This is a genomic window from Telluria beijingensis, assembly GCF_030770395.1.
Lineage (GTDB): Bacteria > Pseudomonadota > Gammaproteobacteria > Burkholderiales > Burkholderiaceae_D > Telluria > Telluria beijingensis.
In genome coordinates, this window is sequence record NZ_CP132480.1 from 1,712,024 (window position 1) to 1,726,908 (window position 14,885).

A 14,885-nucleotide genomic window follows, 5' to 3' on the forward strand; every position below is an offset into this window, starting at 1 on the left:
AAAAAATGGCACAAATCGAAGTCAAGGTCCCCGTCCTGTCGGAATCCGTCGCTGAAGCGACCCTGCTGTCGTGGCACAAGAAAGTCGGCGAGTCCGTCTCGCGCGACGAAAACATGATCGACATCGAGACCGACAAGGTGGTCCTGGAACTGCCGGCCCCAGGCGCCGGCGTGATCGTGCAACTGCTGAAGGCCGACGGCGCGACTGTCGTCGCCGGCGAAGTCATCGCGATCATCGATACCGAAGCCTCGGCGCAGACCAGCCCGATCGCGGTCAAGGCCATCCCGTCGGCAGCGCCGAACGCACCGATCGAAGCCGCGCCGGCCGCTGCCCCTGCAGCAGACCAGTCGAAAGCTGGTGTCGCCATGCCGGCCGCCGCCAAGATCCTGGCCGAGAACAACCTGTCGGCGTCGAACGTCGAAGGTTCGGGCCGCGATGGCCGCGTGACCAAGGGCGACGCCCTGGCCGCCGCTGCCAACAAACCAGCCGCCGCACCTGCCGCAGCGCCGAAAGCAGCCCTGCAGCAAGTCGCTGCTCCTGCGCCAGCCAACCTGGGCGACCGTCCAGAGGAACGCGTGCCGATGAGCCGCCTGCGCGCCCGTATCGCCGAGCGCCTGCTGCAATCGCAGTCGACCAACGCCATCCTGACCACCTTCAACGAAGTGAACATGGCTCCGGTCATGGACCTGCGCGCCAAGTACAAGGACAAGTTCGAGAAAGAACACGGCGTCAAGCTGGGCTTCATGTCCTTCTTCGTCAAGGCCGCCGTCGCCGCGCTGAAGAAATACCCGATCCTGAACGCCTCGGTCGACGGCAACGACATCATCTATCACGGCTACTTCGACATCGGCATCGCCGTCGGTTCGCCACGTGGCCTGGTGGTGCCGATCCTGCGCAACGCCGACCAGATGTCGATCGCCGAAATCGAGAAGAAGATCGGTGAGTTCGGCCAGAAAGCCAAGGAAGGCAAGCTGACCCTGGACGACCTGTCGGGCGGCACCTTCTCGATCTCGAACGGCGGCACCTTCGGCTCGATGCTGTCGACCCCGATCATCAACCCGCCGCAGTCGGCGATCCTGGGCGTGCACGCGACCAAGGACCGCGCCGTCGTCGAGAACGGCCAGATCGTCATCCGTCCGATGAACTACCTGGCGATGTCGTACGACCACCGCATCATCGACGGCCGCGAAGCCGTGCTGGGCCTGGTCGCGATGAAGGACGCGCTGGAAGATCCGGCCCGCCTGCTGCTGGACCTGTAATTCTCACCACGTGCCGGCGCTGCGATAGCGGCGCCGGCTTGCTGTTTGCCGGAGAACGCGATGCTGTCAGACGAAATCAAGCGGCTGCACGAGCTGCACCAGGCCGGCGCGCTGTCGGATGCCGAATACGAGCAGGCCAAGGCGCGCATCCTGTCGGGTGCCTCGACCGTGAGCCTGAGCAAGGAGCCATCCTTCAAGGAGTCCACCTCCTCGGAGCGGATTTCCTTCGACCAGCACCGCGACGACCTGCTGAGCGGCCTGCGCCGATCGCGGGTCGACCGCTGGCTGGGCGGCGTGTGCGGCGGCCTGGCGCGCACCTACGGTCTTGAATCGTGGGTGTGGCGCCTGATCTTCGCGCTGTTCGTGCTGACCTTCGGCTTCGGCGTCGTGATTTACCTGCTGCTGTGGGTATTCATTCCGGAAGAATAAACATGTTCGATGCGTGACTGGTAACCACGATCACCAGCACGTCGTTCCCGCGGAGGCGGGAACCCAAGTATTCACTGTAGCCACTTGCTTCAAGGGCTGCGACTGTGCAAATTAACTTGGGTCCCCGCCTTCGCGGGGACGACGTGCGGGGCAAGCGGGCCGACTGGGCACGCATCCGACTTAACAAGGAATTCAAGTAATGAGCGATAAACAATTTGACGTCGTCGTGATCGGCGGCGGTCCTGGCGGTTACATCGCCGCCATCCGCGCGGCCCAGCTGGGCTTCAAGACTGCCTGCATCGACGAGTGGAGCAATGCCGCCGGCAAGCCTGCCCCGGGCGGCACCTGCACCAACGTCGGCTGCATCCCGTCGAAAGCGCTGCTGCAATCGTCGGAACACTTCGAGCACGCCGGCCACGCCTTCGCCGACCACGGCATCAAGGTGTCGGGCCTGGAGCTCGACCTGCCGACCATGCTCAAGCGCAAGGACACCATCGTCAAGCAGAACAACGACGGCATCCTGTTCCTGTTCAAGAAGAACAAGGTCACCTTCTTCCACGGCCGCGGCGCCTTCGCCGGCAAGGCCGAGGGCGACGCCGGCTACACCATCGCCGTGAGCGGCCCGACCACCGATACCCTGACTGCGAAGAACGTGATCGTCGCGACCGGTTCGAACGCACGCCAGCTGCCGGGCGCCGAGTTCGACGAGAAACTGATCCTGTCGAACGCCGGTGCACTGGCGATCGAAGCCGTCCCAGGCAAGCTGGGCGTGATCGGCGCCGGCGTCATCGGCCTGGAAATGGGCAGCGTGTGGCGCCGTGTCGGCGCTGACGTCACCGTGCTGGAAGGCCTGCCGACCTTCCTCGGCGCGGTCGACGAGCAGATCGCCAAGGAAGCGCACAAGCTGTTCACGAAGCAGGGCCTGAAGATCAACCTGGGCTGCAAGATCGGCGCGATCACCAAGGGCGCGAATGACGTCACCGTGGAATACGCGGATTCGACCGGCGCCGAGCAGAAGGTCACCTTCGACCGCCTGATCGTCTCGATCGGCCGCGTGCCGAATACCAACGGCCTCGGCATCGACACCGTCGGCCTGCAGCTCGACGAGCGCGGCTTCGTGGTGGTCGACGACGAATGCCGCACCAGCCTGCCGGGCGTGTGGGCAGTGGGCGACGTCGTGCGCGGCCCGATGCTGGCGCACAAGGCCGAAGAAGAGGGCGTGGCGGTTGCCGAGCGCATCGCCGGCCAGCACGGCCACGTCAACTTCAACACCATCCCCTGGGTCATCTACACCTCGCCGGAGATCGCGTGGGTCGGCAAGACCGAGCAGCAACTGAAGGCCGAAGGCGTGCAGTACAAGGCCGGCACCTTCCCGTTCATGGCCAACGGCCGTGCGCGCGCGCTGGGCGACACCTCGGGCATGGTCAAGTTCCTGGCCGATGCCACGACCGATGAAATCCTGGGCGTGCACATCGTCGGCCCGATGGCCTCGGAGCTGATCTCGGAAGCCGTGGTCGCGATGGAGTTCAAGGCCTCGTCGGAAGACATCGCCCGCATCTGCCACGCGCACCCGTCGCTGTCGGAAGCGACCAAGGAAGCCGCGCTGGCGGTGGACAAGCGTTCGCTGAACTTCTAAATCCTGGCCTTTCAACAGGCTCAAGAAAACCGTGGGGTGGACGGGTTCCCCGTCCACGCGTTCAACACCCGCCTGCATTGCCGCGAACGTGGTGCGCAGAAGATCGTTGGACGCGTGGACGGCAGAGCCGTCCACCCCACGTTCATGGTTTCTCCCTTATGAACGTCCAAGAGTATTACCAACACGCGCTGACCGAGCGCGGCTTCAGGTCCGATCCGGCGCAACAGATGGCGGTCGACCGCCTGCAACAGGCGTACGACGACTGGGTCCACTACAAGGCCCAGCGGTCGTCCGCTTTCAAACGCCTGATCAACCGTCCCGACGTGCCGAAAGGCGTGTACATGTGGGGCGGGGTAGGGCGCGGCAAATCCTTCCTGATGGATTCGTTCTACCTGGTGGTGCCGGTGGTGCGCAAGACGCGCCTGCACTTCCACGAATTCATGCGCGCCGTGCACGGCCAACTGGACGAGCTGAAAGGCGTGGCCGATCCGCTCGACGAAGTGGCCAAGCGCATCGCCAAGAAATACCGCCTGATCTGCTTCGACGAATTCCACGTCTCGGACATCGCCGACGCGATGATCCTGTACAACCTGCTCAAGGCCCTGTTCGACAATGGTGTGAGCTTCGTGATGACCTCGAACTACGAGCCGTCGACGCTGTACCCGGACGGCCTGCACCGCGACCGCATGCTGCCCACCATCGCGCTGCTGCAGCAAAAGCTCGATGTGCTGAATGTCGACGCCGGCAACGACTACCGCAAGCGCGCGCTGGAGCAGGTCGAGGCTTATTACATGCCGCTCGACGCGGCGTCCGACAAGGCGCTGCGCGAGGCCTATGCCAAGGTGGCCGATACCGCCGACGAAACGCCGATCGTGCATATCGAGAAGCGCGAGATCCGCGCGCTGCGCAAGGCAGGCGGCGTGATCTGGTTCGACTTCGCCACCCTGTGCGGCGGCCCGCGTTCGCAGAACGATTACCTGGAACTGGCCAGCCAGTTCCATACCGTGGTCCTGTCCGGCATCCCGGCGATGTCGGCGGCCCAGTCGTCCGAGGCGCGCCGCTTCACCTGGCTGATCGACGTATTCTATGACCACAAGGTCAAGCTGATCATGTCGGCCGCGGTCGAGCCCGAAGAGTTGTACACCACGGGCCAGCTGGCGAACGAATTCCACCGGACCGTATCGCGTATCATCGAGATGCAGTCGCGCGAGTACCTGCTCGCCGAACGGCGCGGCGCGGCCGACGCCATTGCATGATCGAAAGGAACACCATGACAAGACATCCGATGCTGCGCGTGACCGCGATGGCTGCCTTCGCCCTGCTGCTGGGCGCCTGCTCGAGCACCGATCTGGTGCCCGAGGAAACGCCGCCCGCGCCGACCACCTCGCCCGAGCAGGCCGAGCAGCGCCTGGCGGCAGTCGCCGCGGAGCGCGCCGCGATCGAGGCGCGCTTTGCCGACCGCGAGATCGTCTGCTACGACAAGTTCTTCGTCAACCGCTGCCTGGACGAAGCGCGCGAAGTGCGGCGTGCAGCCCTGGTCACACAGCGCGCGATCGAGATCGAGGCCTCGCTCTACCTGCGCCGCCTGAAGGTCGAGGAGCGCGACAAGGCGATTGCCGAGGCCGAGGCCGCGTATGCCCGGGAAGAAGCCGAGCTGGCGGCCAATCCGCCGCCGGTGAGGGAACCGGTCAGCACCGAGTTGCCGCCGCCGCGCGCCAAGTCCGGCGATTCGCGCGTGGTGCGCAGCCAGCAGCGCGCCCAGGAAAACGCGGCGCGCGCCGAGCAGGACGCGGCCGAACGCGCGGCCAATGTCGCGGCCTATGAAGAGCGCGTTCGCAAGTCGGAAGAACGCCAGAAGGAAGTGGCGCGCCGCGTGGCCGAACGCGAAGCGAAGGCGGCCCGGCGCGCGGCCGAGGAAGCGAAGAAGGCGAACGGCAACGGGCCGGCGCCGACCACGATCCCGACCAACTAAGGTGAGTAACCACGTCATTCCCGCACAGGCGGGAATCCAAGTGTGCTCGCAGAGAGGCTGCTTTCGCTCCAGTGGCTGCTCATGGGACTTGGATCCCCGCCTGCGCGGGAATGACGGGCGAGCGCAATGGGTTCACGATGGCGTTCGTTGTCAATCCAGCGACGACCTCGGGCCGGCGAACGATCCATCCTGCGCCGGCTTGACCAGTTTGACGATCGCCATGGTGCAATTGCCACCCTTGCCCTGCGAGCGTTCGGCGGCCTTGTTGATGAGCATTTCGGACGCCTGGCGCGGCGTGGCCCTGGCGGTCACGGCGGCCAGTTCGGCGTCGGTGAAGAAATGCCACAGACCGTCCGAGCAGAGCAGGAAACCGTCACCCGCCGCCAGGCCGGTATGGCTGCCGGTGGTGACGAACGGCTCCTTGCGGCTATTGCCCAATAGGTTGAGCAAGAGCTTGGAGCGGCGGTGATTACGCGCTGCGTCGGGCGGCAGGCGGTCGCTGGCGACCAGGTGTTCGACATAGGCTGCATCGCCGGTGCGCACTGCGCACTTGCCATGCTCGAAGCGGTAGAGGCGCGAATCGCCGACGTGGGCCCAGACCGCTTCGCCGTGCGGGCTGATCACGAGGCCGACGAAGCTGGCGTGGATCTCGGTCTGGCCGGCCACGGCATTCATCTTGATCACCGTGTGGGCTTCGCTGATCATTTCGTGGAGTAATTGCTCCAGGCGCTCGATGGTGGGCCGCTCGCCGGGCTTGAAGGTATCGAAGACCTGGCGCGCCGTGTGCAGCACCTGGTCGGCGCCGGCCGCGCTGGCGACCCCGTCCGACAGCACCGCCAGCATATAGCCCGGCGCGCGGGCGCCGGTGAACAGGGCGGCGCGGTCGTTCTGCTGGGGGCGATTGCCGATGTGTTGCGCGGTTCCCGCTTCGATCTTGTATGAAGTCATAAATCCGTGTTTTCCAGGTCGCTAACGCCAAACTTTGTTGGCGGCAACCTCCGCCTCGATTAAACTATGCACCGAGAAGCCATCAGCTTGCAAGTTAACCTCGTAGCAATATCCGGAGCGCCCCAACTTGGCCGGCGCTGTCCGCCATTCTTTCCCGCAACCACTTGTATTTTGAACTGTTTGGAACAGTGAACATGACCGACGTCCAGGACATCCAGCGCCGTATTATCGAACTCGATGTGGAGCACCGCGACCTCGATGCCGTGATCTCCCTGTTGACGGCGGACGGTCATGCCGACCAGTTACAACTGCGCCGCCTCAAGAAGCGCAAGCTGCAGCTCAAAGATCATATTACGCTGCTGAAGATGCAGCTGGTACCCGATATCCCCGCCTGAAGCACTTGCACGCAGGCACAACAGAAACACGTATTTTGACCGACCACCTACCCGAATCTCCGGCCTCCCAGGCGCCCGCGGGCAAGTACGATGCCGACATCGACCGCCTGTTCGGCGCGGGCGGCCCGCTCGCGCCCGCCGTCGGCACCTTCAAGCCGCGCCAGTCCCAGACCGAAATGGCCAAGGCCGTCGCCCAGGCCATCGCCGACCAGCAAGTCCTCATGGCCGAGGCCGGCACGGGCACGGGCAAGACCTTCGCCTACCTGGTGCCGGCGCTGCTGTGGGGCGGCAAGACCATCGTCTCGACCGGCACCAAGAACCTGCAAGACCAACTGTTCCTGCGCGATATCCCGACCGTGCGCGCCGCCCTGCGCGCGCCGGTCTCGGTGGCCCTGCTCAAGGGCCGCTCGAACTACGTCTGCCATTTCCACCTCGAGCGTACCCTGCAGAACGGCCGCCTGACTTCGCGCGACGACGTCGGCCACCTGCGCGAGATCTCGCGCTTCATCAAGATGACGAACTCGGGCGACAAGGCCGAACTCGCCAAGGTGCCCGAGACCGCCACCGTCTGGAACCTGGTCACCTCGACCCGCGACACCTGCATGGGCGCCGAGTGCCAGTATTACCAGGACTGCTTCGTGATGAAGGCGCGCCGCGAGGCGCAGCAGGCCGATGTGGTGGTGGTCAACCACCACCTGTTCTTCGCCGACGTGGCGTTGAAGGATACCGGCGTGGCCGAGCTGCTGCCGTCGGCCAATACCATCATCTTCGACGAGGCGCACCAGTTGCCCGACGTCGCGACCCTGTTCTTCGGCCAGTCGGTGTCGACCTCGCAGGTGCTCGAACTGTGCCGCGACGTGCTGGCCGAGGGCTTGGCCCATGCGCGCGGCGGCCCGGACTGGGCCAAGGTGGTGACCGTGGTCGAGAAGGCGGCGCGCGACCTGCGCCTGTCCTTCGGCGACGGCAACCTGCGCCTGTCGCTGCCGCAGATCATGCCGACCTCGCAGTTCTTCCCGGCACTTGAAGCGCTCAAGGAACAGATCGCCGGAATGATCACGGTGCTCGAAGAAAACGCCGCGCGCGCCGAGACGATCGAGGCGTGCCGCCTGCGTGCGCACGAGCTGGCCGCCGCCTTCGATGGCTGGAAGCCGGACCACAAGGCGCCGGCCAACGAGCAGGCGGTGCTATGGGCCGAGGCGTTCTCGTCGTCGCTGCAATTGCACAAGACGCCGCTGTCGATCGCGCCGATCTTCACCAACCAGCGCGAAGGCACGCCGCGCAGCTGGATCTTCACCTCGGCCACGCTGGCGGTCAAGAACGACTTCAAGCATTTTTCCGACCAGCTGGGCCTGACCGGCGAGCCGGCCAAGACCTGGCCCAGCCCCTTCGACTACCAGAACCAGGGCATCCTGTACGTGCCGACCGGCCTGCCGGAACCGCAAGCCGCGGTGTACACCGACGCCGTGGTCGATTGCGCCTTGCCGGTGATCGAGGCGGCGGGCGGCCGCACCTTCTTCCTGTGCACGACGATTCGCGCGGTCAACAAGGTGGCCGAGCGCCTGCGCACCGAATTCGCCGAACGCGGCTGGGATTTCCCGCTGTTCGTGCAGGGCGAGCGTGGGCGTACCGAACTGCTCGATTCCTTCCGCAATGCCGGCAATGCGGTGCTGGTCGGCAGCCAGAGCTTCTGGGAAGGCGTCGACGTGCGCGGCGAGGCCCTATCGCTGGTGATCATCGATAAATTGCCATTCGCGCCGCCCGACGATCCGGTGCTGGCCGCGCGCATCGAGGTGATGGAAAAGCAGGGCATGAACGGCTTCATGCACCACCAGTTGCCCGAGGCGATCATCACCCTCAAGCAGGGCGCCGGCCGCCTGATCCGCGACGTCGACGACCGCGGCGTGCTGATGATCTGCGATCCGCGCATCATCACCAAGCCCTACGGGCGCCGAATCTGGCAGAGCCTGCCGTCGTTCAAGCGCACCCGGGTGCAAGAAGAGGTGATCCAGTTCTTCCAGCCGGTCGCAGTGGTGGACGAGAGCGCGGCCTGATGCCTTCGCGCCCGTTCACGGCGCGATGATCACCTTGCCGACGACCTGGCGCGCCGCCATGTCGTTCAACGCCTGCGCGGTGTCGGCCAGCGGATAGCGCCGCGAGACCAGGGGTTTCAACTTGCCCTCCGCGATCCAGCCGGTGATGCGTTTCATCGCCGCCAGGTGCGCCTCTTGTTCCTTGCGCGTAAAGTCGCCCCAGAACACGCCGACCACCGAGGCGCCCTTCAGCAGCATCAGGTTCCACGGCAGGCGCGGGATCTCGCCGGCCGCGAAGCCGACCACCAGGTGGCGGCCGCGCCAGGCGATCGAGCGCAGCGCCGGTTCGCTGTACTTGCCGCCGACCGGGTCGTAGATGACGTCCGGGCCGCGCCCGTCGGTGGCGGCGCGCAGCGCTTCGCGCAAGTCCTCACGTTCGTAATTGACCAGCACGTCGGCGCCGTGCGCTTTGCACACGGCCAGTTTCTCGTCGCTGGAAGCGGCGGCGATCACGCGCGCGCCCAGGGCCTTGCCGATCTCGATCGCCGCCAGGCCCACGCCGCCGGCCGCGCCCAGCACCAGCATCGTTTCGCCCGCCTGCAGGGCGCCGCGGTCGGCCACCGCGTGGTACGAGGTGCCGTAGGTGAGCGTGATCGCGGCGGCGACGTCGAAGTCCATGCCGTCCGGCATCGGCAAGAAGGCACTGGCCGGCGCCACGGCCTGCTCGGCGAAGGCGCCGGTGCGGGTGAAGCCGATCACGCGCTGGCCGGGCGCGAAGGCGTCGATGCCGGCGCCGACCGCGCGCACCACGCCTGCGAACTCGTTGCCCGGCGTGAAGGGCAGGGGAGGACGCACCTGGTACTTGCCCTGCACCGTCAACACGTCGGGGAAATTCACGCCGGCTGCTTTCACATCGACCACGACTTCGCCGGGACCCGCGACCAGGTCGGGCAAGTCTTCCAGCACCAGGCTATCCGGTGGTCCCCAGGCGGTGCAACGTACGGCTTTCATGTCTTCTCCACATGTTTATTGGCGGGGCGAATTATGCCTTAAGAAAGAACGAGGATTGTCGGGACTATCGTCGGAGTCCGCTTGTCCGTCCGCAAAGCCGGCAGGGACGTGCGCGTTAGAGTCATGAGGATATGGGCGCCCGTGGGCGTCCGGCACACAAGGACCAGCATGGCAATCCGTTACGGTTGTTTCTTCAGTTATGCCCATGGCCGACACGCGCTCATGCAGCGCTTCAAGTCGGCCCTGGCCGACGCCCTGCGCTGCTATCTCGAACCCTACTTCGACAACGAAGACGAATTATTTATCGATACCGAGCAGCTGGGCGGCGGCGACGATCTCGACCGCAAGATCGCACGCGCCATGTGCGAGAGCGTCTGCATGATCCTCATCTACACGCCCAAGTACGAGGCCCACGCCTACACGCGGCGCGAGTACGAGGCCATGCGCCTGATCGAGGCCGAGCGCGGCACCTGGTATGCGCTGCCCAGCCGCCTGATCATCCCCGTGGTCATGACGCGCCATCCCGAATCGCTGCCGCCGCAGATCGGCGACGCGCGCTTCTACGTCGACTTCTCGCACTACACGATGGCCACGGCCGACCTGATGTCGAATCCCGACTTCTTGCCGGACATCGACAAGATGGTCAAGCGGATCGCCGCCCACTATGCATGTCAAAAAAAGCATACGCCACCCGACCACGACTGCAACCAATTCGTGCTTCCCGCTGTCCCACCCGAATGGCGCGCTGTTCCAGACCTGACTTTTCCAAAAGAATGAGGAGCCACATGGACCAACAAGGATTCCCGCTCCAGCCGCTGGCGCAACCCGGCGCGGTCACGAGCTTCTACGCGTACGAGGGGGGGGCGGCGCGCAATGCCGTGCTGGCGGCGCTGGCGCTGCAACTGGCCGATGGGCCCGATGCCGCGCCGGTGCTCGTGATCGACTGGGATCTCGAGGCGCCGGCGCTGCACCGCCATTTCGCGTTGCCGGCCGATGAAGCGACGGCGCCTGCAACCATGCCCGCGCTCGCGCCGCCGCCGTCGCTGGTACCGTGGCCGTCGCCCGCCAGCGTCCAGCCAGACGACGACGCGGGCGAGCAGGCCCGGCCCGGCCTGCTCGATTTCTTCGAGGCCTGCCGCGCCCGGCTGCAAAGCACCGCGGGCCGCGGCGACGAACTGGCCGAGCGCGTGATCGACGCCGCCGGCTGGCAGGCATATATCGAGCGCGCCGACGGCCGTCGCCCGCTGTATCTGCTGCGCGCGGGCCGCTTCGACGGCAGCTATGCCGAACGCGCCAGCCGGCTCGACTATCCAGCCCTGTTCGATGCCTGCCCGGGCCTGTTCCGCCGCTTCGCGGCGCGCCTGGCGCAGCACTTCGGCCACGTGCTGGTGGCGGTCGGCGCCGGCCGCTCGGCCGCCGTCAGCGTGTGCTCGAGCCTGGTGCCCGACCGCCTGGTGGGCCTGTTCACGCCGGCGCCGGGCAGCATCGAAGGCATCGAGGGCGTGCTGCGGCGCGCGCTCGACTACCGCTGCACGCACGAAGACGAACAGCGTCCGCTGTTGTTCTATCCGCTCGCCTGCACGGCCGACGGCGCGCGCAGCGATCCGCATGCGCGCTGGCGGCGCGGCGACGCACGCCACGGCCTGCCTGGCTATCAGCCGCGCTTCGAAGTCCTGCTGCGCGCCAGCTATGGCTGGTCGCGCGTCGATCTCGACAGCTGGTTCGACGAAAACCAGCTGGCGCTGGCCGACGCCCTGTCCACCGCCGGCCCGAGCGGCGACCGGCGCGCGCTGGCGCGCCATGCGGCGCTGCTGGCCGAATGGCTGGCGCCGGGCCGCTTCCCCTGGCAGTCGCTGCCAGAAATCCGCCTGCGCGCGGCGGTCGCGCAGGCGCGCAGGATGGGTGCGGCGGCCAGCGGCGACGACATCGGCGCGCCGCCGCTGGCCGAACACCTCGTCCGCCTGGGGCAGCTGTGCCGGCGCGAGCGGCGCCGCGACGAAGCGCGCGCCTGTCTCGATGAAGCCCTGGTCCTGCGCGAACGCCTGCTCGGCGACGACCATCCAGCCACCCGCCAGGCGCGCGGCGCGCTCGCCGCGCTGCTGCTCGAAAGCGGCGCCGTGCACGATGCGCGCCGCCACTACGACCTGCTGGTCCAGGCCTGCGGCCGCAAGGCCGGCCCGGACGATCCCGAGACACTGGCGGCGCGCTCGCAGCTGGCGCGCGCATTGGCCGCGCTGGGCGAGGGCGAGCGGGCGCTGGCGCTGCACGAGCAGGTGGTGGCGAGCTGCGAGCGTGCGCTGGGCGCAGAGCACCTGGTCACGCTCGACTGCCTCGAAGACCTGGCGCACAGCCTGGTGCAGCAGCGCGAGTACGAGCGCGCCCGCGTCGTCTACGAGCGAGTGCTCGATGCGCGCCGGCGCCGCCAGGGCAGCGCGCACGCCGATACGCTGCGCTGCGGCCAGCGGCTGGCGCTGCTGCTGGGCGAGACCGGCGAGCTGGGCAACGCGCGGCGCATGCTCGAATCGGTGCTGCGGGCCCACGAACGGCATGATGGACTGGACGCCGCCGGCACCCTGGCGGCGCGCGAGGCGCTGGCCGAGATCCTGGCCGCCCAGGGCGACCTGGCGGCGGTGCGCAGCATCCAGGAATCGCTGGCGCGCACGCGCGAGCGGCACCTGGGAGCGGGGCATCCCGACACCCTCAATATGCAGTTGCGCCTGGCCTCGACGCTGGGCCAGCAGGGCGAGGCCGAAGCCGCGCGGCGCCTGCGCGAACAGGTGGCCGAGTTGCGCCAGCACCTGCGCGAGGTCGAGGTCGAGGTCGACCACGCGCCGGCGCACCGCGGCGCCAGGGACGAGGCCGGCGAGGTACGCGGCGCCGCCTTCGCCGCCATGCGGACGCCAGGCGTCGCCGCGACCGGCGCCTGGATGCCATCGCCGTCCGCGGTGGACGGCGATGCTTCGCGCATCCAGCATGGGCAGGCGGCGCCGCGCGACCACGCCGAACAGGGCCAGGCCGCCGACAACCTGGGGCACAAGCTGACGCAGTTGCAGAGCCTGATCGACAGCAGCAGCCCGGGCGAGGCCAGGGCGCTGGCCGACAGCCTGCGCACCTCGGTGCTGCGGCCCAGCGCCGCGCATCCGCTGCGGCGGCGCGGGGCGGCGATGATCAAGCAGGTCTATCTGCAAGAGGGCGACAAGGATGCGCTGCTATCCTTCACGCAAGACGAAGTGTCGCTGCTCGAAGGCGCCCTGATCGAGGCTGCGCGCGACAATCCGATGGCAATGCGCTGACACGCGAGCGGGGCCGCTTGCCAGCTTACCGGACCGGGGGCGGGCTGGCCAGGCGCGTCGTCTGGCCAGCCCCCGCTTGACGGTCTGATAAGCAAATTGGCGACCTTGCATTTTCTGTTGCGAAACGAGCTTGCCAGTCTGGCCAGACAATGTCGCATGCCGGCAGCACTGTTATCAAGCCGTCCATCGATTGTCCCGGATCGTGAAATCCGGATGCGAATTTCTGCTGGCGGACGTGGAACCGAGCGTTGCTTCGGGTAAAATCTCCGCCATGCGAATCTTGATCAGCAACGACGACGGTTATCTGGCGCCCGGGCTTGCCGCGCTGGCGGACGCGCTCGCGCCGATCGCCGACCTCGTCGTCGTCGCGCCCGACAGCAACCGTTCGGGCGCCTCGAATTCGCTGACGCTGGACCGGCCGCTGTCGGTCTACCAGTCGTCGAACGGGTTCTACTTTACCAATGGCACGCCGACAGACTGCGTGCACATCGCCCTGACCGGCATGTCCGATGCGCCTCCCGACCTGGTCGTTTCGGGCATCAATAATGGCCAGAACATGGGCGACGACACCCTGTATTCGGGTACCGTCGCCGCCGCTACCGAAGCCTTCCTGTTCGGCCTGCCGGCGATCGCCTTTTCGCAGGTGCATGGCGGTTGGGCCCACGTCGATTCGGCGGCCCGCGTGGCGCGCGACATCGTCGAACGCTTCGCCGCCGGCGGCTTCGACATGCTGCCCAAGCCCTTCCTGCTGAACGTAAACATCCCGAACCTGCCGTATGACGAGATCGGCCCGCTGACGCCGACCCGGCTCGGGCGCCGCCACCAGGCCGAGCCGGTGATCCGGGCCCAGGACCCGCGCGGCCGCGAGATCTTCTGGATCGGCGCGCCGGGCGCCTGCCGCGACGCGGGCGAGGGCACCGACTTCCACGCGACGTCGCAGGGCAGGGTGTCGATCACGCCGCTGCAGATCGACCTGACCCACAAGACCCAGCTGGCGCTGCTGGCGGGAGGGCTGGCATGAAGGACCCGCGTCCGAACTTTCCGCTGCCGCTGTCGTCGGTGACGGGCGGCGCGCGCAAGCCCGGCGCGCCGGCCCCGGTCGCGACGCCGCAGACCGCCACCCGCAACGCCACCAGCTACACCGGCGGCAGGACGCCGCCGTCCCCGGGCCCGGCGCCGCGCGCGCCCGGCTACGTCCAGGTGACCAGCAGCGCCCCGGCCGCCCAGCGTTCCGACCTGGCGGCGACCGAGGCGCTGCGGCGCGCGATGGTAGCCCGCGTCGCGCGCCAGGGCGTGAGCGACCCGCAGGTCCTGGCGGCGCTCGAGACCGTGCCGCGCCACCTGTTCATCGAACCGGCCTTGTCGGGCCAGGCCTATGTCGACGCCTCGCTGCCGATCGGCCACAACCAGACGATTTCCCAGCCCTATATCGTCGCCCGCATGATTGAAGCCATGCGCGAAGCCACGCGTGACGCAGCAGGAAAACCCGCGCGACCCGGCGCCATGCTGGGGAAAGTGCTCGAGATCGGCACCGGCTGCGGCTACCAGGCCGCGGTCCTGTCGTTCGTGGCGAAAGAGGTGTACTCGATCGAGCGCATCAAGTCCCTGCACGAACTTGCCAAGACCAATCTGCGCCCGCTGCGGATATCGAACCTGCGTTTGCAGTACGGCGATGGTATGCTAGGCTTGCCGCAGGTTGCGCCTTTCGATGGCATCATCCTCGCCGCCGCCGGGCTCGAGGTGCCGCGGGCCCTGCTCGAGCAGCTGGCCATCGGCGCGCACCTCGTGGCGCCGGTCGGTGCACAGGTGCAGCATCTGCACCGCATTACCCGCACCGGCAAATCCGAGTGGACCAGCGAAACGCTGGAAGCGTGCCATTTCGTGCCGCTGCGCCCGGGCATCATCTAAAACC

At 67.1% G+C, this 14,885-nt stretch carries 13 protein-coding genes; 11 read left to right on the forward strand and 2 right to left on the reverse strand.

All coding sequences use genetic code 11. The annotated features are described in order from the left end of the window. Nucleotides 1-5 precede the first annotated feature (5 nt). The 5 genes from odhB to Q9246_RS07635 all read left to right on the forward strand — a co-directional run bounded on the left by odhB (nucleotide 6) and on the right by Q9246_RS07635 (nucleotide 5,296). On the forward strand, nucleotides 6-1,259 hold the full coding sequence (odhB, locus tag Q9246_RS07615) for a 2-oxoglutarate dehydrogenase complex dihydrolipoyllysine-residue succinyltransferase (protein ID WP_306396674.1): 1,254 nt from the start codon (nucleotides 6-8) through the stop codon (nucleotides 1,257-1,259). 60 nt (nucleotides 1,260-1,319) lie between these two features. Next, nucleotides 1,320-1,688, forward strand: coding sequence for a PspC domain-containing protein (locus tag Q9246_RS07620; protein WP_306396676.1), 369 nt, complete (start codon nucleotides 1,320-1,322; stop codon nucleotides 1,686-1,688). A 199-nt stretch (nucleotides 1,689-1,887) separates the two neighbouring features. Further along, nucleotides 1,888-3,324 carry a dihydrolipoyl dehydrogenase gene (lpdA, locus tag Q9246_RS07625; protein WP_306396678.1) on the forward strand — a complete coding sequence of 479 codons (1,437 nt, stop codon included), beginning with the start codon at nucleotides 1,888-1,890 and terminating at the stop codon, nucleotides 3,322-3,324. 158 nt (nucleotides 3,325-3,482) lie between these two features. Further along, nucleotides 3,483-4,580, forward strand: coding sequence for a cell division protein ZapE (zapE, locus tag Q9246_RS07630; RefSeq protein WP_306396680.1), 1,098 nt, complete (start codon nucleotides 3,483-3,485; stop codon nucleotides 4,578-4,580). Nucleotides 4,581-4,594: 14 nt separating this feature from the next. Continuing rightward, nucleotides 4,595-5,296 carry a hypothetical protein gene (locus Q9246_RS07635; RefSeq protein WP_306396681.1) on the forward strand — a complete coding sequence of 234 codons (702 nt, stop codon included), beginning with the start codon at nucleotides 4,595-4,597 and terminating at the stop codon, nucleotides 5,294-5,296. Between the two features lie 150 nt (nucleotides 5,297-5,446). Here Q9246_RS07635 and Q9246_RS07640 read toward each other — a convergent pair whose 3' ends face one another. Then, nucleotides 5,447-6,244: a PP2C family protein-serine/threonine phosphatase gene (locus Q9246_RS07640; RefSeq protein WP_306396682.1), complete on the reverse strand. Its 798-nt coding sequence runs from the start codon at nucleotides 6,242-6,244 to the stop codon at nucleotides 5,447-5,449. 194 nt (nucleotides 6,245-6,438) lie between these two features. On the opposite strand from Q9246_RS07640, the gene Q9246_RS07645 reads away from it, so the two are divergent. Both Q9246_RS07645 and Q9246_RS07650 read left to right on the forward strand, forming a co-directional pair. Continuing rightward, entirely contained in the window at nucleotides 6,439-6,639 is a 201-nt protein-coding gene (locus tag Q9246_RS07645; RefSeq protein ID WP_005666222.1) for a YdcH family protein, read from the forward strand. 35 nt (nucleotides 6,640-6,674) lie between these two features. Next, nucleotides 6,675-8,690: a DNA repair helicase YoaA gene (locus Q9246_RS07650; protein WP_306396685.1), complete on the forward strand. Its 2,016-nt coding sequence runs from the start codon at nucleotides 6,675-6,677 to the stop codon at nucleotides 8,688-8,690. Between the two features lie 15 nt (nucleotides 8,691-8,705). Here Q9246_RS07650 and Q9246_RS07655 read toward each other — a convergent pair whose 3' ends face one another. Then, a complete protein-coding gene (locus tag Q9246_RS07655; RefSeq protein WP_306396687.1) occupies nucleotides 8,706-9,680 on the reverse strand; it encodes an NADPH:quinone oxidoreductase family protein in 975 nt (324 codons plus the stop codon). A 168-nt stretch (nucleotides 9,681-9,848) separates the two neighbouring features. Between Q9246_RS07655 and Q9246_RS07660 the strand changes: the two genes are divergently transcribed. The 4 genes from Q9246_RS07660 (at nucleotide 9,849) to Q9246_RS07675 (ending at nucleotide 14,881) form a co-directional block, all read left to right on the forward strand. Further along, nucleotides 9,849-10,457 (forward strand): toll/interleukin-1 receptor domain-containing protein, encoded by a 609-nt coding sequence (locus tag Q9246_RS07660; protein WP_306396689.1) that lies wholly within the window; start codon nucleotides 9,849-9,851, stop codon nucleotides 10,455-10,457. Nucleotides 10,458-10,465: 8 nt separating this feature from the next. Continuing rightward, nucleotides 10,466-12,973, forward strand: coding sequence for a tetratricopeptide repeat protein (locus tag Q9246_RS07665; protein ID WP_306396691.1), 2,508 nt, complete (start codon nucleotides 10,466-10,468; stop codon nucleotides 12,971-12,973). A gap of 271 nt (nucleotides 12,974-13,244) precedes the next feature. After that, nucleotides 13,245-13,994 (forward strand): 5'/3'-nucleotidase SurE, encoded by a 750-nt coding sequence (gene surE, locus Q9246_RS07670; protein WP_306396693.1) that lies wholly within the window; start codon nucleotides 13,245-13,247, stop codon nucleotides 13,992-13,994. Beyond that, entirely contained in the window at nucleotides 13,991-14,881 is an 891-nt protein-coding gene (locus Q9246_RS07675; protein WP_306396695.1) for a protein-L-isoaspartate(D-aspartate) O-methyltransferase, read from the forward strand. Before surE ends, Q9246_RS07675 begins: the two co-directional genes overlap by 4 nt. Nucleotides 14,882-14,885: the final 4 nt, after the last annotated feature.